Annotated in this window: 26 protein-coding genes; 18 read left to right on the forward strand and 8 right to left on the reverse strand. The window is 60.7% G+C overall.

Translation table 11 applies throughout. The annotated features are described in order from the left end of the window. Nucleotides 1-8: 8 nt before the first annotated feature. Genes J2W17_RS10835 through J2W17_RS10850 form a run of 4 tightly spaced genes read right to left on the reverse strand, consistent with a single transcriptional unit; the run spans nucleotide 9 to nucleotide 3,204 of the window. Nucleotides 9-362 (reverse strand): RidA family protein, encoded by a 354-nt coding sequence (locus tag J2W17_RS10835; RefSeq protein WP_307333401.1) that lies wholly within the window; start codon nucleotides 360-362, stop codon nucleotides 9-11. Next, nucleotides 359-1,759, reverse strand: coding sequence for an NAD(P)/FAD-dependent oxidoreductase (locus J2W17_RS10840; protein ID WP_307333403.1), 1,401 nt, complete (start codon nucleotides 1,757-1,759; stop codon nucleotides 359-361). The genes J2W17_RS10835 and J2W17_RS10840 overlap by 4 nt, the downstream gene beginning before the upstream one ends. Continuing rightward, nucleotides 1,752-2,090 (reverse strand): (2Fe-2S)-binding protein, encoded by a 339-nt coding sequence (locus J2W17_RS10845; protein ID WP_307333405.1) that lies wholly within the window; start codon nucleotides 2,088-2,090, stop codon nucleotides 1,752-1,754. Before J2W17_RS10845 ends, J2W17_RS10840 begins: the two co-directional genes overlap by 8 nt. Continuing rightward, nucleotides 2,080-3,204: an NAD(P)/FAD-dependent oxidoreductase gene (locus J2W17_RS10850; protein WP_307333407.1), complete on the reverse strand. Its 1,125-nt coding sequence runs from the start codon at nucleotides 3,202-3,204 to the stop codon at nucleotides 2,080-2,082. The genes J2W17_RS10845 and J2W17_RS10850 overlap by 11 nt, the downstream gene beginning before the upstream one ends. A gap of 168 nt (nucleotides 3,205-3,372) precedes the next feature. Between J2W17_RS10850 and J2W17_RS10855 the strand changes: the two genes are divergently transcribed. The 3 genes from J2W17_RS10855 (at nucleotide 3,373) to J2W17_RS10865 (ending at nucleotide 5,562) form a co-directional block, all read left to right on the forward strand. After that, nucleotides 3,373-4,278 (forward strand): LysR substrate-binding domain-containing protein, encoded by a 906-nt coding sequence (locus J2W17_RS10855; RefSeq protein ID WP_307333409.1) that lies wholly within the window; start codon nucleotides 3,373-3,375, stop codon nucleotides 4,276-4,278. Between the two features lie 196 nt (nucleotides 4,279-4,474). Next, on the forward strand, nucleotides 4,475-4,675 hold the full coding sequence (locus J2W17_RS10860) for a hypothetical protein (protein ID WP_307333411.1): 201 nt from the start codon (nucleotides 4,475-4,477) through the stop codon (nucleotides 4,673-4,675). A 146-nt stretch (nucleotides 4,676-4,821) separates the two neighbouring features. Beyond that, on the forward strand, nucleotides 4,822-5,562 hold the full coding sequence (locus tag J2W17_RS10865) for a metallophosphoesterase (protein WP_307333413.1): 741 nt from the start codon (nucleotides 4,822-4,824) through the stop codon (nucleotides 5,560-5,562). Between the two features lie 143 nt (nucleotides 5,563-5,705). Here the strand turns inward: J2W17_RS10865 and J2W17_RS10870 are convergent, their stop codons facing one another. The 3 genes from J2W17_RS10870 to J2W17_RS10880 form a co-directional block, all read right to left on the reverse strand. After that, nucleotides 5,706-6,362, reverse strand: a complete 657-nt coding sequence (locus J2W17_RS10870) for a trypsin-like peptidase domain-containing protein (protein WP_307333415.1) — start codon at nucleotides 6,360-6,362, stop codon at nucleotides 5,706-5,708. A 361-nt stretch (nucleotides 6,363-6,723) separates the two neighbouring features. Continuing rightward, nucleotides 6,724-6,921 (reverse strand): YbdD/YjiX family protein, encoded by a 198-nt coding sequence (locus J2W17_RS10875; RefSeq protein ID WP_064677253.1) that lies wholly within the window; start codon nucleotides 6,919-6,921, stop codon nucleotides 6,724-6,726. Nucleotides 6,922-6,935: 14 nt separating this feature from the next. Continuing rightward, complete coding sequence (locus tag J2W17_RS10880; RefSeq protein WP_307333418.1) at nucleotides 6,936-8,993, reverse strand: carbon starvation CstA family protein; 2,058 nt, start codon at nucleotides 8,991-8,993, stop codon at nucleotides 6,936-6,938. A 514-nt stretch (nucleotides 8,994-9,507) separates the two neighbouring features. Here J2W17_RS10880 and J2W17_RS10885 point away from each other — a divergent pair. The 11 genes from J2W17_RS10885 (at nucleotide 9,508) to J2W17_RS10935 (ending at nucleotide 19,090) form a co-directional block, all read left to right on the forward strand. Further along, nucleotides 9,508-10,875, forward strand: a complete 1,368-nt coding sequence (locus J2W17_RS10885) for a cache domain-containing protein (RefSeq protein ID WP_307333420.1) — start codon at nucleotides 9,508-9,510, stop codon at nucleotides 10,873-10,875. A gap of 31 nt (nucleotides 10,876-10,906) precedes the next feature. Continuing rightward, complete coding sequence (locus J2W17_RS10890; RefSeq protein ID WP_307333423.1) at nucleotides 10,907-11,539, forward strand: response regulator; 633 nt, start codon at nucleotides 10,907-10,909, stop codon at nucleotides 11,537-11,539. Between the two features lie 356 nt (nucleotides 11,540-11,895). Continuing rightward, nucleotides 11,896-12,363, forward strand: a complete 468-nt coding sequence (locus J2W17_RS10895; RefSeq protein ID WP_307333425.1) for a hypothetical protein — start codon at nucleotides 11,896-11,898, stop codon at nucleotides 12,361-12,363. Between the two features lie 165 nt (nucleotides 12,364-12,528). Then, nucleotides 12,529-13,050, forward strand: a complete 522-nt coding sequence (locus tag J2W17_RS10900) for a hypothetical protein (protein WP_307333427.1) — start codon at nucleotides 12,529-12,531, stop codon at nucleotides 13,048-13,050. Nucleotides 13,051-13,706: 656 nt separating this feature from the next. After that, nucleotides 13,707-14,297: an amino acid synthesis family protein gene (locus J2W17_RS10905; protein ID WP_307333428.1), complete on the forward strand. Its 591-nt coding sequence runs from the start codon at nucleotides 13,707-13,709 to the stop codon at nucleotides 14,295-14,297. A gap of 45 nt (nucleotides 14,298-14,342) precedes the next feature. Next, nucleotides 14,343-15,176 (forward strand): alpha/beta fold hydrolase, encoded by an 834-nt coding sequence (locus tag J2W17_RS10910; protein WP_307333430.1) that lies wholly within the window; start codon nucleotides 14,343-14,345, stop codon nucleotides 15,174-15,176. Further along, nucleotides 15,173-16,654 carry an aldehyde dehydrogenase gene (locus tag J2W17_RS10915; protein ID WP_307333432.1) on the forward strand — a complete coding sequence of 494 codons (1,482 nt, stop codon included), beginning with the start codon at nucleotides 15,173-15,175 and terminating at the stop codon, nucleotides 16,652-16,654. Before J2W17_RS10910 ends, J2W17_RS10915 begins: the two co-directional genes overlap by 4 nt. A gap of 12 nt (nucleotides 16,655-16,666) precedes the next feature. After that, complete coding sequence (locus tag J2W17_RS10920; protein ID WP_154996903.1) at nucleotides 16,667-17,152, forward strand: flavin reductase family protein; 486 nt, start codon at nucleotides 16,667-16,669, stop codon at nucleotides 17,150-17,152. A 145-nt stretch (nucleotides 17,153-17,297) separates the two neighbouring features. After that, on the forward strand, nucleotides 17,298-17,687 hold the full coding sequence (locus J2W17_RS10925; RefSeq protein ID WP_064677219.1) for a carboxymuconolactone decarboxylase family protein: 390 nt from the start codon (nucleotides 17,298-17,300) through the stop codon (nucleotides 17,685-17,687). An 84-nt stretch (nucleotides 17,688-17,771) separates the two neighbouring features. After that, nucleotides 17,772-18,524 (forward strand): GntR family transcriptional regulator, encoded by a 753-nt coding sequence (locus J2W17_RS10930; protein ID WP_307333444.1) that lies wholly within the window; start codon nucleotides 17,772-17,774, stop codon nucleotides 18,522-18,524. A gap of 2 nt (nucleotides 18,525-18,526) precedes the next feature. Next, on the forward strand, nucleotides 18,527-19,090 hold the full coding sequence (locus J2W17_RS10935; RefSeq protein WP_307333445.1) for an NUDIX hydrolase: 564 nt from the start codon (nucleotides 18,527-18,529) through the stop codon (nucleotides 19,088-19,090). A gap of 133 nt (nucleotides 19,091-19,223) precedes the next feature. Here J2W17_RS10935 and J2W17_RS10940 read toward each other — a convergent pair whose 3' ends face one another. After that, complete coding sequence (locus J2W17_RS10940) at nucleotides 19,224-19,520, reverse strand: DUF1330 domain-containing protein (RefSeq protein WP_307333447.1); 297 nt, start codon at nucleotides 19,518-19,520, stop codon at nucleotides 19,224-19,226. A gap of 71 nt (nucleotides 19,521-19,591) precedes the next feature. Between J2W17_RS10940 and ribBA the strand changes: the two genes are divergently transcribed. The 4 genes from ribBA (at nucleotide 19,592) to J2W17_RS10960 (ending at nucleotide 24,001) form a co-directional block, all read left to right on the forward strand. Then, a complete protein-coding gene (ribBA, locus tag J2W17_RS10945) occupies nucleotides 19,592-20,701 on the forward strand; it encodes a bifunctional 3,4-dihydroxy-2-butanone-4-phosphate synthase/GTP cyclohydrolase II (RefSeq protein WP_307333449.1) in 1,110 nt (369 codons plus the stop codon). 529 nt (nucleotides 20,702-21,230) lie between these two features. Then, nucleotides 21,231-22,256, forward strand: coding sequence for an ABC transporter substrate-binding protein (locus tag J2W17_RS10950; protein WP_307333451.1), 1,026 nt, complete (start codon nucleotides 21,231-21,233; stop codon nucleotides 22,254-22,256). Beyond that, a complete protein-coding gene (locus J2W17_RS10955) occupies nucleotides 22,253-23,185 on the forward strand; it encodes an ABC transporter permease (RefSeq protein ID WP_307333453.1) in 933 nt (310 codons plus the stop codon). The genes J2W17_RS10950 and J2W17_RS10955 overlap by 4 nt, the downstream gene beginning before the upstream one ends. 6 nt (nucleotides 23,186-23,191) lie before the next feature. Next, entirely contained in the window at nucleotides 23,192-24,001 is an 810-nt protein-coding gene (locus J2W17_RS10960; protein WP_064677212.1) for an ABC transporter permease, read from the forward strand. The last annotated feature ends 11 nt before the right edge of the window (nucleotides 24,002-24,012 follow it).

Below are 24,012 nucleotides of genomic sequence, written 5' to 3' on the forward strand. Positions count from 1 at the left end.
GGGGTACCTCAGACGGCGGCAGTGACGATTAACTCCAACAGGATCTGCGGATCATCGAACATCACTTGCGCGGTGGCCCGTGCCGGCGTTTGCCCGGCATCGACCCAGGCGCTCCAGGTTTCGTTCATGCCGGCGAAGTCGGCCCCCATGTCTTTCATCCAGATCTGCACGCTGAGCAGCCGGCTCTTGTCGCTGCCGGAGACTTCCAGCAGCTCATCGAGCCGTTGCAGCACCTGGCGCGTCTGGCCACGGATGTCCTGGCTGCAGTCGGCGGCGACGATGCCGCTGAGCCAGGCCACGCCGTTGTGCACGACGCTGCGGCTCAGGCGTGGATTGCTTTCGATGCGTTGAATAAGGCTCATACAGGCTCCTGGGTGAGAGGTGTCTCAGTGGACAATTGGGCAAGGGTGATGGGTTTGAGTGGCGAGCGAATGCGGTAGTACCCGACCTCCGCGGGCGAGACATTGCGCTGCTCGGCAATGATTTCAGTGACGCTCAAGCCACACAGGCGCCCCTGGCAAGGCCCCATGCCGCAGCGACCGAACGCCTTGGTCTGATTGGGCCCCAGGCAACCAAGGGCGACGTGTTGGCGAATCGCGCCGGCGCTGACGTCTTCGCAGCGACAGACAATCACCTCGTCGGCGGGAACGCGGTTTTGCTGTCGGGGGCGGTATAACGCGTCGATCAGCGGCCGCGCAGCACGCTGGCGCCGCAGGGCCTTTCGGTAAGGGTCGGCGAGTTGCTGCAACCGTTGTGCATCGAGTCTTTTCGAGCGGGCAGCAATCCCCAGCCCGGCCAGTCGGCCTTCGAGCAGCGCCACCTGCGCACCGCCGATAGCGCCACTGTCGCCGGCGATAAAAATGCCCGGCAGACTGGATTCGCCCTGGCTGTCGCGGCGCGCGCTCCAGCACAGTTGCTGTTCGCTCCAGTCATGTTCCAGGCGCAACGACCAACTGATCTGGGTGTTCGGTACCACGCCTTGATGCAGCAGAATCAGCGAGGCGGGAATAGTCCAGCGTCGATCGTCACTGTCGAAACTCAAGGCGCTCGCCTGCACCGGGCCTTCGATCCGCAAATCCCGGGCATCACGGAAATGCCTGACCCCGGCGCGTTTCAATTCGACCAGCAAGTGCACGCCCTTGAGCAGGTCTCGCCAGCCGCGCAAGGCGCCAGGAATTTTGCGCCAGGCTCGCGCAAGATCGCCGCGGCCACTGGTGTCCACCAGCGCTTCGATGGCGATGCCGGCTCGCAGGTACTGCACCGCCAGCAGATACAACAAGGGGCCGCAGCCAGCCAGCACTACTGGCCCTTGCGGCACCATTGCGGCGCTTTTGAGCAGGATCTGCCCGGCGCCGGCGGTCATGACCCCAGGCAAGGTCCAGCCCGGAATGGGCATCGGCCGTTCGAACGCACCGGTGGCGATCAACACATGATGCCCTTGCAGGACTTCAGCGCGGCCATCGATCAGGTAATGCACCTGTCGCTGTGGCGTGACCTGCCAGATGGCAGCGTTGCCCAGGTAACGGGCCCCGCAGCGCAGGAATCTGTCGACAAGCTCCGCACCCGCCCCATAGTCATCGCCCAATACGCGGCGGCTGCGGGCATCGGCCTGCTGGATGTTGCGATAGATTTGCCCACCGGGGCTGCCCTGTTCATCCAGCACCACCACCGACAGGCCGTGGCGTGTGGCCTCAAGCGCGGCGCTCATGCCAGCAGGGCCGGCGCCGAGCACAATCAGATCGACTGTTGGCTTATTCATCAGCGCCCTCCTCGTCGTGGCCACTGTCCAGAAGATCCCGGGCCCCGCGCTGGCGCAGCACACGCATACCCGCGCGAACGGGCAGCAGGCACGCCTGACAGTTGGCCAGCCCGTCCACCTCGACCAGACACTCGAAACACACGCCCATCATGCAGAACGGCGCGCCGGGCCTGCCGCTGACTGCACTGTCGCGGGTGTGAGTAACGCCGCTGAGCAGCAAGGCCGCGGCCAGGGAAATGCCTGCGGGCACCGAAAACGACGCGCCTTCGAATTCGATCCGCACGGTTTTTTCCGCCGGGCCCAGCGCCCGGAACAAGCTGTCAGCCGGCATGGCGCACCTCAGGTTTGCGCTTGAAGCGCTGCAGACTGAAAGGCGCCACGGCCGGCTCGTCATATTCACCGGCAATCCATGGCGCCAGGCGCAAGGCGTGAATCGCCGCCAGGGTCACGCCGCTGTGGCAACTGACCACCACCGCCCCCGGGCAGGCCTGCGAAGCTTCGTAAATCGGAAAGCCGTCGGCGCTCAGCACCCGCAGCGCGCCCCAGGCCCGAACCAGACGGACCTGCCCCAGCCGGGGAAAGCACTGCACGGCGCGCCGGGCGATGCCAGCCATCACTTCGCTGCTGGTACCGTCGTCGAACCCCGCCGACTCATGGGAATCGCCCAGTTGCACCGTGCCTTCGTCGGTCTGGCGCACATAGGTGGTGGGGTAATGCAGGAAGGGCTTGAGGCGCTCGGTCACCAGAATCTGCCCACGATTGGGGCTCACCGGCACGTCCATGCCCAATTGCGCACCCAGTTCGCGATTGCCGAGCCCGGCGGCCAACACCAGCTGCCCGGCGTACCAGCGCTGCTCACCGGTATCCAGTTCGAAGCCCGGGCCGCGCTGGCCAATGGCGCTGACCCGCTGGCCATTGATGATCCTGACCCCGCGCGCCTGACAGGCGGCGTACAGCGAACGCAACAATTTCAACGGATTGACCTGGCCGTCCATGGGCGAGTAACAGCCGCCCACTACCGTCGGCCCCACACCCGGCAAGCGAGCGCGCAGTTGCGCCGCATCCAGCAGTTCGAACGGATAGTCACCGTGCATCGCGTCGCGCAACCAGAGCAATCGACGGCTTTCCTCGGCCATCTCCTGTTCGCTCAGGCACAGCTGGAATCCGCCAGGCTGACGCAGATGCAGGTCAATGCCGCTGTCGGCGTGCAACGCAGCGGCGAAACGTGGCCACAGCGCCACCGAATCCCGGGTCCACTGCGCATAGCGACTCATCCCATAGCCTTTACCCTGAACCCACAGCAGGCCGAAGTTGCCACGCGCCGCCCGATGGGCGTCATCGCCCTCGTCCAGGACGCTGACCTGGTGACCGAGCAGGGCCAGGCCATAGGCGATGGACAGCCCCACCAAACCACCCCCTACGATCATCACATCAGTTTTATGCATGAGTTGCACTGCCGCTCTTTCAACGCCGCGCAATCGTCTGCAGCGCAGGCACTACGCCTGAATGATCTTGATGCAGGTGATCCTAGAGAGCTGACAGCGGCTTGAAAAATGCTTTATTTTGGCAAGGTCATGTCTTTTCGTTATGGATATAAACCAGGGATCCCCGCCATGAATCTTCGTCAGCTGGAGGCCTTTCGCGCGGTCATCCTCGGCCAGACCGTCACCCGTGCCGCCGAGATGCTGCACATCTCGCAACCGGCAGCGACCCGACTGATTGCCAGCCTCGAGGAGGACATCGGCTTCAGTTTGTTCGACCGGATCAAGGGCCGCCTGCAACCCACCGCCGAAGCCATGACGCTGTACCAGGAAGTACAGCGCTCGTTGCTCGGGGTCGAACGCATTGCCCGAACGGCGCAGGAGATTCGCAGCCTCAAGCGCGGTTCTCTGCACATCGCCTGCGCCCCGGCCATGGGCCTTTCCTTCCTGCCGCGAGCCATTGCGGCGTTCATGGCTGAGCATGATCAAGTGCAGATTTCGCTGGTGGTGCATTCATCGCGCGAGATCGTCGACCTGGTGGTCGGCCAGCGCTGCGACCTGGGCATCATTGTCCTGCCCAACACCTACCCCAGCCCCCGTGCAGAAAAACTCCTGGCCACCCGCATGCTCTGCGCCCTGCCGGCGAACCATCGGTTGCAGGGAAAGGCCACGATCCATCCCGAGGATCTGCAAGGCGAGACGTTCATTTCCTATCCGCAATCCATCGGCTCGCGCCAGCACATTGACTCGATATTTGCCGCGTACGGGGTCGAACGCGAACTGCGCCTGGAAACCCAACTGTCGCTGCCGATGTGCACCTTCGTCGAACAAGGGCTGGGGGTCGCGCTGGTCGACGCCATCAGCGCGGTGGAGTACCGCGGCAGTGGCGTGGTGTTCAGGGCGTTCGAGCCGGCGATTGAAATGGATTTCAGCATGCTGCTGCCGGTCCAGGGGCCGACGTCGAAACTGCAGACCCGCTTTTTTGAACACATGCAGGCCTTCATCGCCCGCCAGGTTCCAGCCGAGTATCGGTTCTAGAAGGCACTTTTCAACGCAAACTCACCATTCGTCGCCTATGCTAGGTTTAGCGTCAATTACCTAACCCTCTCTGGCTCAAGGATTGCAAAGGCCGGTCGTAGCAGCCCCAGATCGACGTAATTCTGACGCGGCAGCACTAAAATCAATGTTCAAGGACTCCAGCGATACGCTTGGTCAGTCACCCGGGGGATGTACCATGTCAACTCTCAATGAAATCGCCGCGAATCACGCAAGAATGGCTAAAATACTGGCAGGAGAGTCGACCGAAGTGTGCGAGCGACAGCCCCAGGTGGTGGGAGGTTTTGAAGTCTCATCCATCGATGAACAGCAACACATTCCCTTGCACCTCATCGCTGGCGCGCAGGACAACAATCCCGGACAAGCCATCAGCTTCTGACTCTGCGTGATCGGTGTCGGGTAACCTGATGGCTTGCTGTTCGCCAGCCAGACCGGCATCGACACCCTGCGCTGTCGACCACCGCTTCCTGGCCTGAACTCAACGGACTACCAGCCCGCCGGTATGAGGGTGGGCAAGGCATTCCCATGTTCGAAACCCGAGAGGTGCAGCGCTTCGCCGCCAATCCTGTCGGCCGCGACCTGGCCGTGGGCGACATTCACGGCCACTTCGCCCGACTGCAGACGGCACTCGATGCTGCCGGATTCAACCCGTCTATCGACCGCCTGTTCAGCGTAGGCGATCTGGTCGACCGCGGACCGCAAACACTGGACGTCGATCAATGGCTGCTGCGCAAGCCCTGGTTCCATGCCGTGCGGGGCAACCATGAGCAGATGACCATCGATTCTCACGCCGCCGGCCGCACCGGCGTTGAACGCGGCCTGCACGTTGCCAATGGTGGCGCCTGGTTCTACGGCCTGTCGGGCGCCGAGCAAGCCCGTTACGCGGACATCCTCGCTGAGTTGCCTTTGGTGATTGAAGTCGAAACGTCACAAGGCCTGATCGGCATCGTGCATGCGGATATCCCACCAGGCAGTTGGCAAGACATGACTGACGCACTGTCCGGCTCCGCAATGGAGGTGGCACAGATCGCCACGACCTTGCAGTGGTCACGCCGGCGCATCACCGACAGCAACCCCTGCGGCGTGTCCGGAGTGCGCGCTGTGGTTGCAGGTCATACACCCCTGCCTCAACCCGTCATCCTGGGCAATGTCTACCACATCGACACCGGCGGCTGGCTGCAGGAGCGCGGACACTTCACCTTGCTGAATCTGCAAACGCTCGAATTCATCCCCGCGACGCGATCAGGCCTCAGTCGACACTGGTGACAGGTGGCTTTTGTAGGAGCGAGCTTGCTCGCGATGGATTACAAAACACCGCGTGTTATTCAGCAAACACGCGTTATCGTTGGCGACCATCGTCGGAACGCCGCCCGGAGCAAGCTCGCTCCTACAATGAGCAGCGTTACCCCCTACTTCGAGACGTATTTCGTGCCGTGCGGATTATCAAGCTTCGCCTGCAACATCCCCCACTCGCGCAGAATGATCGAGTAAGGCACGAAGATGCTCATCCTCTCGGCGGTATTGACCCCGGGATGGGCGCTTACATCGTTCAATGTGGTGGAATAGAAGCCGACATTGATGCCGATGACACTGCCGTCGCTGGCGACCACCGGCCCACCCGACATGCCCTTGATCAACGGGGCATCATGGATAGCGTACAGATCGCCGCTGTGTTCACTGGTATTGATAAAAGGCGTTTGATACACCTTGCCCTTACCGACAGTGGTCATCATATAAGGACTGCCCCCTACGGCCGTGATGTGCTCGCCCACTCGCGGCGCACGCCAGGACGGGTAGCGACCATTAGCCTTGTGCTGGAAGAACACCAGATCGCAACCTGTGCTGCAGCTGTACTTCACGTTGGAGAGCAACGGAGTGTGGCGGGTGGTGACGGCGTAGTCCTCGTTCCATTGCACCGCCGAAGCCATATAGACATAGGGCAGAGGGAAGCCTGAGAAGACTAGAAAGTATGAATCGCTGGTAGCCCTTGAAAGGTCGGGCTTAACGATACCGTTGCATCCTGCAGTTAGAGCTCCTATGAGAAAGCACGCCATGATCTTGATCATGATGTATCACCGACTTATAGGGGGATAGGACTGCCTTAATGATTGTCAGTTTTCTGTCGCTTCCTTATCCGCTGGCTCGCAGAACCGCTTAGCGATTGATTTGACTGAACTCGCTTTTATTTATGGCTGACACTTCAATGACGTGCACAACTGTTTTGCACTAGGGTCAATCGCTTTTAGATGCAATCGAACAGCACAAATATTTGGCGTCAACAGGATGTCGACAATGACGAGAGATATAGAGCGGCTATATGTTTAGTTGCGAACTTTTTTATCTGGCGCAAACGAAAAACGCCGCTCAATGAGCGGCGTTTTCGATGCAGCGTATTAAAACAAGTTCAATAAAGAACCTTGTCGACCATCAACAACACTTCGGCCCGCTCTTGCTGCCGTATCGGGCTTCCTGCCGTTCGCGAAAAAACATTTCGTAGTCCATCACCGGTTTGTCCGGGTGTTTGTTCTGCATGTGCTCGACGTAGTTGTCGTAGTCGGGCATGCCAACCATCAGGCGCGCGGCCTGACCGAGGTATTTACCCAGGCGACTCAGGTCATTGAACATGCTGCACTCCTCGATCACGCATCCGGCACGGCCTGGAACGGTGCTTCTTTATCCGTGCGTTCCTTGGTGCCCCAGGCGGCAATACCGACCTTGAGCGCAAAGAACAGGATGCTGAACACCACCAACAGGAACAACGCCGTCAGCGTGGCATTGGTGTAGGCGTTGTAGATCACGTGCTGCATCTGGTCGATGTTCTTGGCCGGTGCCAGCACCTGACCGTTGGCCAGGGCATCGCTGTATTTCTTCGCCAGCGCCAGGAAGCCGATCGCCGGGTTGGCGTCGAACAGCTTGATGAAGCCGGCGGTGGTGGTGCAGATCAGCAGCCACACCGCGGGCAACATGGTGACCCAGACGTAGCGTTGACGCTTCATCTTGATCAGCACCACGGTCGCCAGCATCAGCGCGATCCCGGCCAGCATCTGGTTGGAGATACCGAACAGCGGCCACAAGGTGTTGATGCCCCCCAGCGGATCGATCACCCCTTGGTACAGCAGGTAACCCCACATCGCCACGCAACCGGCGGTGGCGATCAGGTTGGCGGTCCAGGACTCGGTGCGTTTCAGCGCTGGCACGAAGGAGCCGAGCAAATCCTGGAGCATGAAGCGACCGGCACGGGTACCGGCGTCCACTGCGGTGAGGATGAACAATGCTTCGAACAGGATCGCGAAGTGGTACCAGAACGCCATGGTGTTTTCACCCGGCAGGACACTGTGCAGGATCTGTGCAATACCCACCGCCAGGGTCGGCGCACCACCGGCACGGGCCAGGATGGTGGTTTCACCGATGTCCTTGGCCACCGCTTGCAGGGCTTCCGGAGTAATCGCAAAACCCCAGCTGCTGACGGTCTGCGCCACCGTTACAGCATCGGAGCCAACGATCGCCGCCGGGCTGTTCATGGCGAAGTACACACCCGGCTCGATCACCGAAGCGGCCACCATCGCCATAATCGCCACGAAGGACTCCATCAACATGCCGCCATAACCGATGTAACGGGCATGGCCTTCACTGGCCAGCAACTTGGGCGTGGTGCCCGAAGCGATCAGCGCGTGGAAACCCGACACCGCGCCACAGGCAATGGTGATGAACAGGAACGGGAACAGACCGCCCTTCCACACCGGGCCCGTGCCGTCGATGAACTGGGTCAGGGCCGGCATTTTCAGCTCGGGCATGGTGACCAGGATGCCGATCGCCAGGGCGACGATGGTACCGATCTTGAGGAAGGTCGACAGGTAGTCACGCGGTGCCAGGATCAGCCACACCGGCAACACCGCCGCGACGAAACCGTAGCCGATCAGCATCCAGGTGATCTGCACACCGGTGAAGCTGAAGGCCTTGGCCCAGACCGGATCGGCGGCAATCTGCCCGCCGAGCCAGATCGAACCGAGCAGCAGCGCGACACCGATCACCGAGATTTCACCGATGCGGCCCGGACGGATGTAGCGCATGTAGATGCCCATGAACATCGCGATCGGGATGGTTGCCATCACCGTGAACATGCCCCACGGGCTTTCGGCCAGGGCCTTGACCACGATCAGCGCCAGCACCGCGAGGATGATGATCATGATCAGGAAGCAGCCGAACAAGGCGATGGTGCCGGGGATGCGGCCCATTTCTTCGCGGACCATGTCGCCCAGGGAACGACCGTTGCGCCGGGTCGACAGGAACAGGACCATGAAGTCCTGCACCGCGCCAGCCAGCACCACCCCGGCGATCAGCCACAGCGTGCCGGGCAGATAGCCCATCTGTGCGGCCAGGACCGGACCGACCAGGGGACCTGCGCCGGCAATCGCCGCGAAATGGTGACCGAAGAGCACGTGTTTGTTGGTCGGCACGAAGTCCAGGCCGTCATTGTTGAGCACGGCGGGCGTAGCGCGATTGGGGTCGAGCTGCATCACTTTATTGGCGATGAACAGGCTGTAGTAGCGGTAGGCAACGAGGTAGATGGCGACTGCTGCGACTACGATCCAGAGGGCGTTGATCGCTTCGCCGCGGCGCAGGGCCACGACACTCAGCGCGAACGCTCCCAGGACAGCCACGGCAAACCAGGCGAGGTGTTTAGCCAGACGGGGCATAGCGTGTCTCCTGCCGACAGCCAGTGGCTGCGGCGGTAATTTTTATAATTGTGTCCGCGAAGCGGAGCTGGCCCAATATCCGCGCATGCCGTCCACAAATAAATCCGCGTTACTACGTACGCGCCCTCTACGTAGTTCTACGTAGACACCCCGATCTATCGGAGAAACACAAATCCCCTGTAGGAGCTGGCTTGCCAGCGAAGACGGCGGCACATTCGACACCAATGGCGACTGACACACCGCTTTCGCTGGCAAGCCAGCTCCTACTGAGGGTTCAGCATTCCAACTGACTGACATCCCACCAGCAGGTCATTCCGTCCACCACCGCTACTGGACCCGCACTCCTTGGCATATGATGCCCGCCCAGGAACTGTAGGAGCGAGCTCGCTCGCGATGGACTTCAGAACACCGCGTATACCCGGTAAGCACGCGTTTTCGTTGACGACCATCGCGAGCAGGCTCGCTCCTACAGTATCAGCGTCATCGCCCGCCTTCGGCCCGGTCAGGAGCCCAGATGCAGCTCAAACACAAAATCGTCGCGCTTGGCATCCTGCCGCTGGTACTGGCGATCGCCGTCATCTGCGTCCTGGTCATCTCCCTGAACCGTCAACTGGGCGATCAACAGGCGCAGCTGATCGAAGACAGCATCCTGGCCAGCAAGCGCGCCGAACTGAAAAACTACGTCGACATGGCGCAAAGCCTGATCGACCCGCTCTACGACGACGGCCACGGTGACGCGCGCGCCCAGCAGCAAGTGCTGGAAGAACTGCGCAAGCTCAGCTTTGGCGTCAACGGCTATTTCTTCGTTTACGACCGCGAAGGCCGCAGCCTGATGCACGCGCGCCAGTCCGATCTGGTCGGCAAAGACTTGTGGGACATGAAAGATCCCCACGGCCTGCCGGTGATCCAGGCCTTGCTCACCACGGCGCAATCGGGCGAAGGCTTCCAGCGCTACGCCTGGAACAAACCCTCCTCAGGCCAGGTCACCGACAAGCTCGCCTACGTGGTCATGCTGGATCGCTGGGGCTGGATGCTCGGCACCGGCATCTATCTGGAAGACGTCGAACGCGCCACCCAACAGGCACGAGACGAAGTGGCCATGGGCATCCGCAAGACCATGCTGGCGATTGCCGCCGTGGCCCTGGTGGCGGTGCTGTTCGTGTTCGCCAGCGGCATGACCCTCAACGTCAGCGAACACCGGCTGGCCGACAAGAAACTGCAGCGCCTGACCCAGCGCATCGTCAGCCTGCAGGAAGAAGAGCGATCCCGGGTCTCCCGTGAACTGCACGACGGCATCAGCCAGGTCCTGGTCTCCATCAAGTTCCAGTTCGAACTGGCCAGCCATGTGCTCGAGAACGGCCAGGGACAAGACAAGGGCCTGGACATCCTCAGAGAAGCCACGCAACGCCTGGGGGATGCAATCGGCGAAGTTCGCAGCCTGTCCCACGACCTGCGCTCATCCTTGCTCGACACCCTCGGTCTGCCGGCCGCGATTGGTCAACTGGCCGCCGAATTCGAGCAGCGCAGCGGCCTGGTGGTCACCTACGACGACAACGAATTCGCCTGCAACCTGGTCGACGGCGCCGCGGTCTCGCTGTTTCGCATCGTCCAGGAAGGCCTGACCAACATCGAACGCCACGCCCGGGCCCGCAACGTTTCCATTACCCTGCACGGCTCCGAAGACGGCGTGCGCCTGACGGTGGTCGATGACGGTATCGGCTTCAACGTCACCCAGGTCGAACGTCGCCACGCCGGCATCGGCCTGCGTAATATCCGCGAACGCGTCGAACATTTCGGCGGCCAGTTCGCCCTGACCTCGATGCCGGGAAGAAGTGAACTGGACGTGCTGCTGCCGATGAAAATGCCCGGCGCACAACGCTGAGTCGTCCCAACAACAAGAGTGAATGCCTGCAATGAACCTGCCTTACCCGATCCGCGTCGCCCTGGTCGACGATCACGCCCTGGTCCGCGACGGGATCAAGGCGCTACTGGCGGTGATGGCCCCCTTGGAAGTGGTGGGCGAAGCCGAGAACGGCGCGGACGCGATCGAGATGGTCGGCCGCTGCCAGCCGGACCTGTTGCTGGTCGACATCGGCCTCAAGGACATGAACGGGCTGGAACTGACCCGGGTACTGCGCAACCAATACCCGTCGCTCAAGGTGCTGATGCTGAGCATGTACGACAACAACGAGTACGTGAGCGAGTCCGTGCGCGCCGGGGCCAGCGGCTATGTGCTGAAGAACTCGCCGTCCAGGGAAATCATCGCGGCAATCGAAGCCATCGCCAGTGGCGGCACCTTCTACAGCGCCGAAATCGCCCAACGACTGATCGCAGATAAAAGCACCGACAACGAACTGACGCCCCGCGAAAGTCAGGTGCTGTACAAAATGGCCCAAGGCCTGAACAACAAGGAAATGGCTCGCGAGCTGGATATCAGTGTGCGCACCGTGGAAACCCATCGCCTGAGCATCCGGCGCAAACTCAACATCGATAAACCGGCGGCACTGGTGAAGTATGCGATCGATCACGGGATTATTTCGCGGTAGAGATTCTCGGCGGACTGGCCGGTGGCCAGGTTGCTCAGCGGATCGTATTCGTAATTAACGTGAACTCTGATCTACAGAGCGAGCCAGAAAGAAATGACATTCACCCATACAATTATAGAAAAAACGCGTGGAGGTTCTTGATACTTGCTTTGATAATCCGATCCCGGTGCCACAGCAAAGAAATTATTCATTCCCCCTAAATAAAATGCCTTAACCGAAGCATTTTTACGCCTGAATTCTGGCTTTGCCTACCTAGCAGAACTGCTAGGTTTACAACCATGAAAAACACACTATGGTTGTCTTCAATTGGGCTCGAATTACGAGCCGCATGTGCAATTTATCAAGGAGAGCAGCCGATGAAGATCACCAAGGCCTGGGGTCACAGCGTGATATTCGCATGGAGTCTGTTGATGGCAGGACAAGTACTAGCCTCTCCAGATATCAGCTCCGACCCTGACGCTGGACACCTGGAGCTTTTCAGTGATGGAAAGTGTCATCTCGCAATTAAAGAAACCATATATAATATGAGGGATGGACACGTCGACAAAAACTGCAAAGAATTTTCAATCGATACCCCCTTCAGGTTTGTGGGGGTTCGCTCAGCCGTTTCGATTAGAATTACCACACATAGTAATCTCGACGCCCCGTGGGCCATTAACCTCAGAACCATCAAGGACAAGGTCAGCACCGAAATCATGACGTACAGGGAACTGATGGGTGCCGCGGTCGGAAAGCCCTACTTTCCCGGGCTTAGGTATGACGGTGTGGGAAATACGCCCTATAGTCATTGGATCTGGAAAATCAGGATAGAGCTGGATAAATAACCACGCTCACTTATGAATGTTTGTAAAAGAAACATCGATCGCCCACCGCCCACTCCAATTGTACTTGATTCGCACAACCAATGATGCCGCTCGCGTCAAGTCGCGGCCGGCATCACGACTCAGCCAACTCGCTAGACCTGTACATTCCTGTTATCGAGGCCACTCATGAATTATTTAAGATCATTTGCTTTCAATACATTTTTATCCACTCTGCTGTTGCAGGCAATGCCATCATTGGCGGGTGAAGAAAGCAAAGCCGAGACAAATGCTGGAAGAATATCATTCGTTTTCGATGATAAAATTAGTCTTTGCGGCGTCAACGCAACAGAACAAATGTTTGAAATTAGTTATTACGCCGGTGGAGGGCCTGGGGTTCGTCCTTGCCCCGTCAGCAAGATTCGCTACATTAAACTTGACGGCGTGCGCTCAGCCGCTACTATCAGACTCTGGAGTTACTTACGAAGCGGCAGACCGGGCGGTTGCCATCCTACCTATGCTCATAATTTTACAATGTACCTGAGAACCGTCAACGCGCAAACCAGCACAGCGCTCATCGACCTGAGCACACTTAAAGATCAGCCATTGAACACCCCGATTCAGCCGGGCGTTGTACTAAAAAGAAAAGAGATTTCAAACCCCGACAAAATTGACCACAACTTAAGTTGCGTCGAGGTGATATATGACTAACTTAATCTCGGCTTATTTATAAAAAAATCACTGGCTTGCCCCTCGACGAAGGCAAGATCGATGCGAAGATTTTCCAGGTTCAATCAAATGTGGCAACCTGCCGCTTGAGGCTGGCCGAACGACGTGATCAAGGACAGCAATGTAGCGGACAGCATCCGCAATGTGCTGGTAAACAAGGAAGCGAATCCTGATACAACGCCTTCGCGGGCAAGCACGCTCCCACAGTTGATCGGTGTCATACACCGATCTGGCGTCCACTGAATATCCCTATAGGAGCAACTTGCCAGCGAAAGCGGCCTGTCAGCCAACACCTCTGCTGAATGTGCCGCCCTCTTCGCCGGCAAGTCGGGACGCCGCACCGCCGCTCCCACAGTAACTCCGGCCATACGTCGATCGGGTGTTCGCCAAAGATCCCCTGTAGGAGCCGGCTTGCCGGCGAAAGCGGCCTGTCAGCCAACACCTCTGCTGAATGTGCCGCCCTCTTCGCCGGCAAGCCTGCTCCTACATGGGGTCGGTGGCGTTCGCCGGCCTGGCGTTCATTGAAATCCCCTTTTTTCAAACCGTTCGACCAGAAACTCATTCGAGGGACTTGTGCTTCCGGTATTATGGTATACCATCAGACGCACAGACACCCAAAACCTCCTACGGAGCAGCTCATGAGTTTCGAAATCCGCAAGATCGTCAGCTACGTCGAAGAAACCTTCATCGAAGGCGGCAAGGCCGCTGACAAACCGGTGACCATGGTCGGCCTGGCCGTCGTCATGAAGAACCCTTGGGTGGGCAACGGTTTTGTCGAAGACCTGAAGCCACAGATCCGCGAGAACTGCTCCGACCTCGGCGCGATGATGGTCGAGCGTCTGGTCGGCATCATCGGTGGCGCGGAGAAGATCGAAGCCTATGGCAAGGCGGCCGTGGTCGGCGCCGACGGCGAAATCGAGCATGCCTCGGCGGTCATTCACACCCTGCGCTTCGGCAACCATTACCGCGAAGCGGTGAAAGCCAAGAGCTACCTGAGCTTTACCAACAAGCGCGGCGGCCCGGGCACCTCGATCCAGATTCCGATGATGCACAAGGACGACGAAGGCCTGCGTTCGCACTACATCACCCTGGAAATGAAAATCGAAGATGCACCGCGCGCCGACGAAATCGTCGTGGTCCTGGGTTGCGCCGACGGCGGCCGCCTGCACCCGCGCATCGGCAACCGTTACATCGACCTGGAAGAACTGGCGGCCGAAAAGGCCCGGTAATCCCGGTCAGCCTAACTACAACAAAAAGGCATGCAGGAGCGCTCCATGATTCGGCTCACCGCTGAACGTACCCCGGCTGGCACCAGTTACCTGGCGACCGGCCAAGGCCAGCCCGTGGTCTTGATCCACGGCGTGGGCCTGAACAAAGAAATGTGGGGCGGCCAGGTCGTTGGCCTGGCCACCCAATACCGCGTGATCGCCTACGACATGCTCGGCCATGGCGCCAGCCCGCGTCCGGCCAGCGGCACGCCCCTGCTCGGCTATGCCGACCAGTTGCTGGAGCTGCTCGACCACCTGCAGTTGCCCCAGGCGACAGTGATCGGCTTTTCCATGGGCGGGCTGGTGGCACGGGCGTTTGCCTTGCATTACCCGCAACGCCTGCAAGGCCTGGTGGTGCTCAATAGCGTTTTCAATCGCAGCGCCGAACAGCGTGCCGGCGTCATCGCCCGCACCGCCCAGGCCGCCGAGCACGGCCCGGATGCCAACGCCGAAGCCGCGCTATCGCGCTGGTTCAGCCGCGAATACCAGGCGGCCAACCCGGCGCAGATCGCCGCCTTGCGCCAGACCCTGGCCGACAATGACCCGCAGGGTTACCTGACCACCTACGAGCTGTTCGCCACCCAGGACATGTACCGCGCCGAGGACCTGGCGAGCATCCAGGTGCCGACCCTGGTCGCCACTGGTGAACTGGATCCAGGCTCGACACCGGAAATGGCCCGGCAACTGGCCGAGCGAATTCCCGGGGCCACGGTTGCCGTGCTCGCCGAGCAGCGGCATATGATGCCGGTAGAATCGCCGCGCCTGGTCAACCAGCTGCTGCTGGAATTCCTCGACAACGCGCACGCCCGACAAAACCAGATTAAGGGGATCGTTGCATGACACTCGCCTCCTTCCAGATGTGCATCGGCGGTGAATGGGTCGATGCCCTGTCCGGCAAGACCTTTGACAGCCTGAACCCGGCCCTGGCCGAACCCTGGGCGCAACTGCCCGATGCCGACGAAGCCGATGTCGAGCGCGCCGTGCAGGCTGCGCAGAGCGCTTTCGACAGCCCGGCCTGGCGAGGCCTGACCGCCACCGCCCGGGGCAAACTGCTGCGGCGCCTGGGTGACCTGATCGCTGAAAACAAGGAACAACTGGCGCAGCTGGAAAGCCGTGACAACGGCAAGCTGATCCGCGAAACCCGCGGACAGGTCGGCTACCTGCCGGAATTCTTCCACTACACCGCCGGGCTGGCCGACAAGCTTGAAGGCGGCACTCTGCCCCTGGACAAGCCGGACCTGTTTGCCTACACCGTGCACGAAGCCATGGGCGTGGTCGCCGCGATCATTCCCTGGAACAGTCCGCTGTACCTGACCGCGATCAAACTGGCCCCGGCTTTAGCCGCGGGCAATACCATCGTGATCAAACCGTCGGAGCACGCCTCGGCAACCATTCTCGAGCTGGCGCGCCTGGCACTGGAAGCCGGCATCCCGCCGGGTGTGGTCAACGTGGTCACCGGCTACGGCCCAAGCACCGGCGCGGCCCTCACCCGTCACCCGCTGGTGCGCAAGATTGCCTTCACCGGCGGCGCGGCCACGGCCCGGCATGTGGTGCGCAGCAGCGCTGAAAACTTCGCCAAGTTGTCCCTGGAACTGGGCGGCAAATCACCGAACATTATCTTTGCCGACGCCGACCTCGACAGCGCGATCAACGGCGCCATCGCCGGGATTTATGCCGCTTCCGGTCAGAGCTGTGTGTCCGGCTCACGGCTGCTGGTACAGGACGAGATCTACGATGAGTTCGTCGAGCGCCTGGTCGAACGCGCCAAACGCATCCGCATCGGCAACCCCCAGGAAGACAGCAGCGAAATGGGGCCGATGGCGACCGCGCAGCAACTGGCGGTGGTCGAAGGCCTGGTGGCCGATGCCATCGCCGAAGGTGCGCGCCTGCGCCTGGGCGGCAAGCGCCCAGAGAATCTGGGCGAAGGCTGGTTCTACGAGCCGACCCTGTTCGAGTGCGACCGCAACTCGATGAAGATCATGCAGGAAGAAGTCTTCGGTCCGGTGGCCTCGGTCATTCGTTTCAAGGACGAAGCCGAAGCGTTGGCGATCGCCAACGACTCGCAGTTCGGCCTCGCCGCCGGCATCTGGACCCGCGACCTGGGCCGCGCCCATCGTCTGGCCCGGGACGTGCGCTCCGGGATCATCTGGGTCAACACCTACCGCGCGGTATCGGCCATGGCGCCGATCGGCGGTTTCAAGAACAGCGGCTATGGACGCGAAAGCGGCATCGATTCGGTGCTGGCCTACACCGAGCTCAAGACGGTGTGGATCAACCTGTCCCAGGCACCCATGCCTGATCCGTTTGTGATGCGCTAGGAGACTTGCGAAATGATCGAACCCGGCATTTACAAAGACGTCATGAGCTCGTTCCCTTCCGGGGTCACGGTGGTGACTACCCTGGACCCGGACGGCGGTATCGTCGGCATTACCGCCAGTGCATTCAGTGCGCTGTCGATCGATCCGGCACTGGTGCTGTTCTGCCCCAATTACGCCTCCGACACGTACCCGATCCTGCGCGACAGCAAGCAGTTCGCAATCCACCTGCTGTCTGCCGACCAGACCGCCGAAGCCTATGCCTTTGCCAGTAAAGGCAAGGACAAGGCCAAGGATATCGAGTGGCACCTCAGCGCCCTGGGCAATCCGTTGCTGGGCAAGGCGACGGCGATCATCGAGTGCGAACTGTGGCGCGAATACGACGGCGGTGATCACGCGATCATCGTCGGCGCGGTGAAGAACCTGATCCTGCCCGAGCAGCCGGTGACGCCGATGATCTACCACAAAGGCAAGCTGGGCCCGCTGCCCACACTGGCCTGACGGGACAACACAAAACCCCCTGTAGGAGCGAGCTTGCTCGCGATGGACTTGAGAGCGCCGCGTTTTGCCAGTAAACACGCGTTATCGTTTACGACCATCGCGAGCAAGCTCGCTCCTACAGGGGAACTGCGGTGAGAGGACGAATATGAGTAATGACAAGTACGAACAAGGCCTGAAAATCCGCACCCAGGTACTGGGCGAGGCCTATGTGAAGCGCTCCATCGAGAACGCCGACGACTTCACCCGCCCCCTCCAGGAAATGGTCACCGAGTACTGCTGGGGCCACGTCTGGGGCCGTGAGGGTTTGTCGCTTAAAGAACGCAGCATGATAAACTTGGCGATGATTTCGGCCCTCAACCGGCCGCACGAACTCAAGCTGCATGTACGCGGCGCCTTGCGTAACGGGCTGAGTCGTGAACAAATACGCGAAATTCTGCTTCAGGTCGGTATTTATTGCGGTGTCCCCGCAGCCGTGGACAGTTTCCGGCTCGCCCGTGAAGCCTTCGCAGAAGCCGACGCCGAGGCCTCCAGTTAACCCTTGGCTGTTGTGATCGAGCACCGCTGGTCCACGGATCGCAGTGCTCTTTTTGCATGGACAGCCACACTCAGAGCGGACCCCATGAAACGCCTGCCACTCGACGACAGCTTCAAGGTCAATCGCAACCCCGTTACCCTGCGCGAAATCGTGCTGGATAAACTGCGAAGCGCCATCATGAACTTCCAGCTTCTGCCGGGAGACCGTCTGGTCGAGCGCGATCTGTGCGATCGCCTGGGCGTCAGCCGCACGTCCGTACGCGAAGCCTTGCGTCACCTGGAATCCGAGGGCCTGGTGGAGTTCGCCGACGCCAAGGGCCCACGGGTCGCGATCATCACCCTGGCCGATGCCGTCGATATCTATGAGCTGCGTTGCGTGCTCGAAGGCCTTATCGTCCAGCTGTTCACCCTGCGGGCCAAGGCCAAGGACATCAAGGCCCTGGAAAAAGCCCTCGAGGAAAACCGCCAGGCCCTCAAGGAAGGCGAGTTGCAACAGGTCATCGATTCGGTACAAGGCTTTTATGACGTGCTGCTCGAAGGCTCCGGCAACCATGTCGCGGCGCTGCAATTGCGTCAGTTGCAGGCCCGTATCAGCTACTTGCGCGCGACCTCGGTGTCCCAGGAAAACCGTCGCGGCTCGAGCAATCAGGAGATGGAGCGCATGGTCGAGGCGATCAAGAGCGGCGATCCGCTGGCGGCCCATCAGGCTTGCGTCGACCACGTCCGCGCCGCCGCCTCCGTTGCCCTGGAATACCTCAAGCGCAAGCAGGAAGAGACCGGGGCGATCCCCGAGATCACCCTGCCGATCGCGCTGAAAGAACCGCGCATAGGTCGCTGATCATGTTCAGCCCGAGCTTTTGTCCAAAGTGCGGCGGCAATGACCTCAGGTCCCAGCTGCCACCGGGCGATACGCACGAGCGCCTGATGTGCCGCGGGTGCGGCTACATCCATTACATCAATCCGAAAATCATCGCCGGCTGCATCATCGAGCAGGACGGCAAGTACTTGCTGTGCCAGCGCGCCATCCCGCCGCGCCCCGGCACCTGGACCCTGCCGGCGGGATTTATGGAAGGCGGCGAGACCACCGAGCAGGCGGCGCTGCGTGAAGTCTGGGAAGAGAGCGGCGTGCGCGCGGAAATACTCTCGCCCTACTCGATCTTCAGCGTGCCGAAGATCAGCGAGGTCTACATCATCTTCCGCGCCATCGCCCTGGAGATCACCGGCCAGTACGGGCCGGAAACCCTCGACTACAAATTCTTCGCGCCTGAGGACATCCCCTGGGACAAGATTTACTACCCGGCGATCCGGCAGATCCTCGAGCGTTATATCGAGGAGCGGCAGGCCGGGGTGTATGGCATCTACATCGGCAACGACGATACCGGCAAGATTCACTTCATTCGCTAGCGATTCCCCGTCGCTCACCAACCCCCTGTAGGAGCTGGCTTGCCAGCGAAGGCGGTGGGTCAGCCGACACATTCATCGCCTGAACGGACGCTTTCGCTGGCAAGCCAGCTCCTACAGGGGACCTGCGTACCTGTCACACCGGTGCCGCCCCCTCGACAATGATCACCTCGGCCCGCGCCACGCCGTCGCGGTGCCCTTTTGCCTCCTGGTAAAGATCGGACCGATAACACGCAACAGCCTGCTCATACGAGTCGAACTCGATCACCACGCTGCGTTGCGGCGTCGGCCGACCTTCCATCGCTTCGCTACGCCCGCCACGCGCCAATATCCGGCCACCGTATTCGGCAAACGCCTTCGGTGCCCGCTGGGTGTATTGGCTGTATTGGTCGGGATCGGTGACATCTACATGAGCAATCCAGTACGCCTTCATAGTGACCTCTCGGTTTATTTTGTATTATGGTATACCACAATTTATTTCCATCAAACACCGAGAAACCTCATATGGCCTTCAACAGCATCGAAGAAATCATCGAAGACTACCGCCAAGGCAAAATGGTGCTGCTGGTCGACGACGAAGACAGGGAAAACGAAGGTGACCTGCTGCTGGCCGCCGACTGCTGCACCGCCGAGGCCATCAGCTTCATGGCCCGGGAAGCCCGCGGGCTGATCTGCCTGACCCTGACCGACGATCACTGCCAGCGCCTCGGTCTCGAGCAGATGGTGCCGAGCAACGGCAGCGTGTTCAGCACTGCGTTCACCGTGTCCATCGAGGCCGCTGTCGGCGTGACCACCGGCATCTCCGCCGCGGACCGGGCGCGTACAGTCGCCGCCGCCGTCGCCCAGGGGGCGGGTCCAGCCGATATCGTGCAACCCGGCCACATCTTCCCCTTGCGCGCCAGGGAAGGCGGCGTGCTGACCCGTGCCGGGCATACCGAAGCGGGTTGCGATCTGGCCCGCCTTGCCGGTTTCACCCCGGCCTCGGTGATCGTCGAAGTGATGAACGATGACGGCACCATGGCCCGTCGCCCGGACCTGGAAGTATTCGCCAGCCGGCACGGGATCAAGATCGGCACCATCGCCGACCTGATCCACTACCGCCTCAGCACCGAACACACCGTTGTGCGTATCGGTGAACGCGAATTGCCCACGGTGCATGGCACCTTTCGTCTGATCACCTTTGAGGATCGCATCGAAGGCGGTGTCCACATGGCAATGGTGATGGGTGAATTGCGCCGGGACGAACCGACGCTGGTGCGCGTGCACGTGATCGACCCGTTACGCGATCTGGTCGGTGCCGAATACAGCGGGCCGGCGAACTGGACACTGTGGGCCGCACTCCAGCGCGTGGCCGAGGAAGGCCGCGGCGTCGTGGTGGTGCTGGCCAATCATGAGTCGTCGCAGGCGCTGCTGGAGCGGGTACCCCAGCTCACCCAGTCGCCGCGGCAATTCAGCCGGTCGCAATCGCGCATCTATTCTGAAGTGGGTACCGGCGCGCAGATTTTGCAGGACCTTGGCGTCGGCAAACTGCGTCACCTCGGTCCGCCGTTGAAATATGCCGGCTTGACCGGGTACGACCTGGAGGTGGTGGAGAGCATTCCTTTCACCCAGTGATACGCAAGCATCCGGGATGGCGCAAATCACTGTGGGAGCGAGCTTGCTCGCGATGGTCTTTAACGATAACGCGTGTTGACTGGTTAAACGCGGCACTCTTGAGTCCATCGCGAGCAAGCTCCTACACGATTACCTGCGTACAGATAATTGTGGTCAACGCTGAACCCTGTAGGAGCCGGCTTGCCGGCGAAGGCGTTCGCGTGAGCGCTGCAAGGCTCGAGGCCGTCTTCGCTGGCAAGCCAGCTCCTACAGGGGATTGCGTTGACCGGATTGCTCTGGGCAAGGCATGAGCGCCACAAAAAAACTCGCTTTTGGCGGATAGCCGGTAAGGCAAAGTGCTTGCACAAAGTTTGGAATACCATAATATGATATTCCATAGACCGGTCGCTTCAGCCAAGTGCCCCCGACAGGGATAGCACCAATAACAGTCCTTGGCACGGTCGCCTTTAGAGGCCAGATGGACCTACTGCTCCCGATAAGCGGGCATTACCAAGTCCGCTCAAAAACACAACAAAATGAGGGCGTGAAAATGGTGTTGAACAAAGGTGCAACCGCTGTACTGTTCGCGGGATTGCTGGCCACGGTCAGCCATGTGGCAATGGCGGCTCAAAGCGTCAACTTCGTCAGCTGGGGCGGCAGCACCCAGGATGCGCAGAAGCAGGCCTGGGCCGACCCGTTCAGCAAGGCCACCGGCATCACCGTGGTCCAGGATGGCCCTACCGACTATGGCAAGCTCAAGGCCATGGTCGAGAGCGGCAACGTGCAATGGGACGTGGTCGATGTCGAAGCCGATTTCGCCTTGCGCGCCGCCGCTGAAGGCCTGCTCGAACCCCTCGATTTCTCTGTCATCCAGCGCGACAAGATCGACCCGCGGTTTGTCACCGATCACGGCGTCGGCTCGTTCTTTTTCTCCTTCGTCCTCGGCTACAACGAGGGCAAGCTCGGCGGGAAAAAACCCCAGGACTGGTCCGCGCTGTTCGATACCAAGACCTACCCAGGCAAACGCGCCCTTTACAAATGGCCAAGCCCTGGCGTGCTCGAACTGGCGCTGCTGGCCGATGGCGTAGCCGCCGACAAGCTCTATCCGCTGGACCTGGATCGCGCCTTCAAGAAGCTCGACACCATCAAGAAAGACATCGTCTGGTGGGGCGGCGGCGCGCAGTCGCAGCAGTTGCTGGCCTCGGGTGAAGCGAGCATGGGCCAGTTCTGGAATGGCCGGATCCACGCCCTGCAAGAAGACGGCGCGCCGGTCGGCGTGAGCTGGAAACAGAACCTGGTCATGGCCGACATTCTGGTCATCCCCAAGGGCAGCAAGAACAAGGACGCGGCGATGAAGTTCCTGGCCAACGCCAGCAGCGCCAAGGGACAGGCCGACTTCTCCAACCTGACCGCTTATGCACCGGTCAACGTCGACAGCGTGGCGCGCCTGGATTCGGTGCTGGCACCTAACCTGCCGACGGCCTACGCCAAGGATCAGATCACTCTTGACTTCGCGTACTGGGCCAAAAACGGTCCGGCCATCGCGACACGGTGGAACGAATGGCTGGTCAAATGAAAATGACGGCAACCACGTCCCGTCCATCCACCCAGACCGGGGGCGCCATGGGCGCCGCCGACAAGGCGGCTGCGATGAACCAATCCCCTTCCCTGGCACAGCGCTGGCGCGGTTCGAGCAACCTGATCCCCGCCCTGCTGTTCCTTGGCCTGTTCTTTCTCGCGCCGTTGATCGGCCTGTTGCTGCGAGGCGTGCTGGAACCGGTGCCGGGGCTGGGCAACTACGAACAACTGTTCGCCAACTCGGCCTATGCCCGGGTCTTGCTCAACACTTTCTCTGTGGCGGGCCTGGTGACGCTGTTCAGCCTGCTGCTGGGGTTCCCGCTGGCCTGGGCCATCACCCTGGTGCCAAAAGGCTGGGGGCGCTGGATCCTCAACATCGTGCTGCTGTCGATGTGGACCAGCCTCCTCGCCCGGACCTACTCCTGGCTGGTGCTGTTGCAGGCGTCCGGGGTGATCAACAAGGCGCTGATGGCGATGGGCATCATCGATCAGCCGCTGGAGATGGTGCATAACCTCACCGGCGTGGTGATCGGCATGAGCTACATCATGATCCCGTTCATCGTGCTGCCGCTGCAGGCGACCATGCAGGCCATCGACCCGATGATCCTGCAGGCCGGTTCGATCTGCGGTGCCAGTCCCTGGACCAACTTTTTCCGGGTGTTCCTGCCGCTGTGCCGGCCGGGGCTGTTCTCCGGCGGCCTGATGGTGTTCGTGATGTCCCTCGGTTACTACGTCACCCCGGCACTGCTGGGCGGTGCGCAGAACATGATGCTGCCCGAGTTCATCATTCAGCAGGTGCAGTCGTTCCTCAACTGGGGCCTGGCCAGCGCCGGCGCCGCGTTGCTGATCGTCATCACGCTGGTGTTGTTCTACTTCTACCTGAAGCTCCAGCCGGAATCCCCGGTCGGCGCCAGCAACGCGAGGTAAGCCGTCATGCTCCTGACCCCCAATGCCATGAGCCGGCGCATGCGCTTCGGCCTGTACTTCACCACCGGGCTGATTGCGCTGTTCCTGCTGCTGCCGATCGTGTTCATCGTGTTGCTGTCCTTCGGCTCCTCCCAGTGGCTGGTGTTCCCGCCACCGGGCTGGACGCTGAAATGGTACGGCCAGTTCTTCTCCAACCCCGACTGGATGAACGCCGCGGTGGCCAGCCTGAAGGTCGCGGTACTGACCACGATCTGTGCCGTCGCCCTGGGCTTGCCGACCGCTTTCGCCTTGGTGCGCGGGCGCTTCCCCGGCCGGGAAATGCTCTACGGCCTGTTCACCCTGCCGATGATCGTGCCGCTGGTGATCATCGCCGTGGCGGTGTACGCGCTGTTTCTCAAGCTCGGCTACACCGGGACCATGTTCGCCTTCGTGGTCAGCCACGTGATCGTCGCGCTGCCGTTCACCATCATTTCGATCATCAACTCGCTGAAGCTGTTCGATCAGTCGATCGAGGATGCCGCGGTGATCTGCGGAGCCTCGCGCCTGCAAGCGGTGTTCAAGGTGACCTTTCCGGCGATTCGTCCGGGCATGGTCGCCGGTGCCCTGTTCGCCTTCCTCGTGTCCTGGGATGAAGTGGTGCTGAGCGTGATGATGGCCAGCCCGACCCTGCAAACCCTTCCCGTGAAAATGTGGACCACCCTGCGCCAGGACCTGACGCCTGTGATCGCCGTCGCTTCGACGCTGCTGATCGGCCTCTCGATATTGGTCATGGTCATCGCCACCGCCGTTCGCCGGCGCAACCCAATCAGCGCCTGAGCGCCAGGAGT

The organism is Pseudomonas lini (genome assembly GCF_030812475.1).
Classification (GTDB): domain Bacteria; phylum Pseudomonadota; class Gammaproteobacteria; order Pseudomonadales; family Pseudomonadaceae; genus Aquipseudomonas; species Aquipseudomonas lini_A.

What these genes read in the sequence shown, in the direction of transcription:
- J2W17_RS10835 (WP_307333401.1), bottom strand. Translation starts at nt 362, where the DNA reads ATGAGCCTTATTCAACGCATCGAAAGCAATCCACGCCTGAGCCGCAGC.
- J2W17_RS10840 (WP_307333403.1), bottom strand. Translation starts at nt 1,759, where the DNA reads ATGAATAAGCCAACAGTCGATCTGATTGTGCTCGGCGCCGGCCCTGCT.
- J2W17_RS10845 (WP_307333405.1), bottom strand. Translation starts at nt 2,090, where the DNA reads ATGCCGGCTGACAGCTTGTTCCGGGCGCTGGGCCCGGCGGAAAAAACC.
- J2W17_RS10850 (WP_307333407.1), bottom strand. Translation starts at nt 3,204, where the DNA reads ATGCATAAAACTGATGTGATGATCGTAGGGGGTGGTTTGGTGGGGCTG.
- J2W17_RS10855 (WP_307333409.1), top strand. Translation starts at nt 3,373, where the DNA reads ATGAATCTTCGTCAGCTGGAGGCCTTTCGCGCGGTCATCCTCGGCCAG.
- J2W17_RS10860 (WP_307333411.1), top strand. Translation starts at nt 4,475, where the DNA reads ATGTCAACTCTCAATGAAATCGCCGCGAATCACGCAAGAATGGCTAAA.
- J2W17_RS10865 (WP_307333413.1), top strand. Translation starts at nt 4,822, where the DNA reads ATGTTCGAAACCCGAGAGGTGCAGCGCTTCGCCGCCAATCCTGTCGGC.
- J2W17_RS10870 (WP_307333415.1), bottom strand. Translation starts at nt 6,362, where the DNA reads ATGATCAAGATCATGGCGTGCTTTCTCATAGGAGCTCTAACTGCAGGA.
- J2W17_RS10875 (WP_064677253.1), bottom strand. Translation starts at nt 6,921, where the DNA reads ATGTTCAATGACCTGAGTCGCCTGGGTAAATACCTCGGTCAGGCCGCG.
- J2W17_RS10880 (WP_307333418.1), bottom strand. Translation starts at nt 8,993, where the DNA reads ATGCCCCGTCTGGCTAAACACCTCGCCTGGTTTGCCGTGGCTGTCCTG.
- J2W17_RS10885 (WP_307333420.1), top strand. Translation starts at nt 9,508, where the DNA reads ATGCAGCTCAAACACAAAATCGTCGCGCTTGGCATCCTGCCGCTGGTA.
- J2W17_RS10890 (WP_307333423.1), top strand. Translation starts at nt 10,907, where the DNA reads ATGAACCTGCCTTACCCGATCCGCGTCGCCCTGGTCGACGATCACGCC.
- J2W17_RS10895 (WP_307333425.1), top strand. Translation starts at nt 11,896, where the DNA reads ATGAAGATCACCAAGGCCTGGGGTCACAGCGTGATATTCGCATGGAGT.
- J2W17_RS10900 (WP_307333427.1), top strand. Translation starts at nt 12,529, where the DNA reads ATGAATTATTTAAGATCATTTGCTTTCAATACATTTTTATCCACTCTG.
- J2W17_RS10905 (WP_307333428.1), top strand. Translation starts at nt 13,707, where the DNA reads ATGAGTTTCGAAATCCGCAAGATCGTCAGCTACGTCGAAGAAACCTTC.
- J2W17_RS10910 (WP_307333430.1), top strand. Translation starts at nt 14,343, where the DNA reads ATGATTCGGCTCACCGCTGAACGTACCCCGGCTGGCACCAGTTACCTG.
- J2W17_RS10915 (WP_307333432.1), top strand. Translation starts at nt 15,173, where the DNA reads ATGACACTCGCCTCCTTCCAGATGTGCATCGGCGGTGAATGGGTCGAT.
- J2W17_RS10920 (WP_154996903.1), top strand. Translation starts at nt 16,667, where the DNA reads ATGATCGAACCCGGCATTTACAAAGACGTCATGAGCTCGTTCCCTTCC.
- J2W17_RS10925 (WP_064677219.1), top strand. Translation starts at nt 17,298, where the DNA reads ATGAGTAATGACAAGTACGAACAAGGCCTGAAAATCCGCACCCAGGTA.
- J2W17_RS10930 (WP_307333444.1), top strand. Translation starts at nt 17,772, where the DNA reads ATGAAACGCCTGCCACTCGACGACAGCTTCAAGGTCAATCGCAACCCC.
- J2W17_RS10935 (WP_307333445.1), top strand. Translation starts at nt 18,527, where the DNA reads ATGTTCAGCCCGAGCTTTTGTCCAAAGTGCGGCGGCAATGACCTCAGG.
- J2W17_RS10940 (WP_307333447.1), bottom strand. Translation starts at nt 19,520, where the DNA reads ATGAAGGCGTACTGGATTGCTCATGTAGATGTCACCGATCCCGACCAA.
- ribBA (WP_307333449.1), top strand. Translation starts at nt 19,592, where the DNA reads ATGGCCTTCAACAGCATCGAAGAAATCATCGAAGACTACCGCCAAGGC.
- J2W17_RS10950 (WP_307333451.1), top strand. Translation starts at nt 21,231, where the DNA reads ATGGTGTTGAACAAAGGTGCAACCGCTGTACTGTTCGCGGGATTGCTG.
- J2W17_RS10955 (WP_307333453.1), top strand. Translation starts at nt 22,253, where the DNA reads ATGAAAATGACGGCAACCACGTCCCGTCCATCCACCCAGACCGGGGGC.
- J2W17_RS10960 (WP_064677212.1), top strand. Translation starts at nt 23,192, where the DNA reads ATGCTCCTGACCCCCAATGCCATGAGCCGGCGCATGCGCTTCGGCCTG.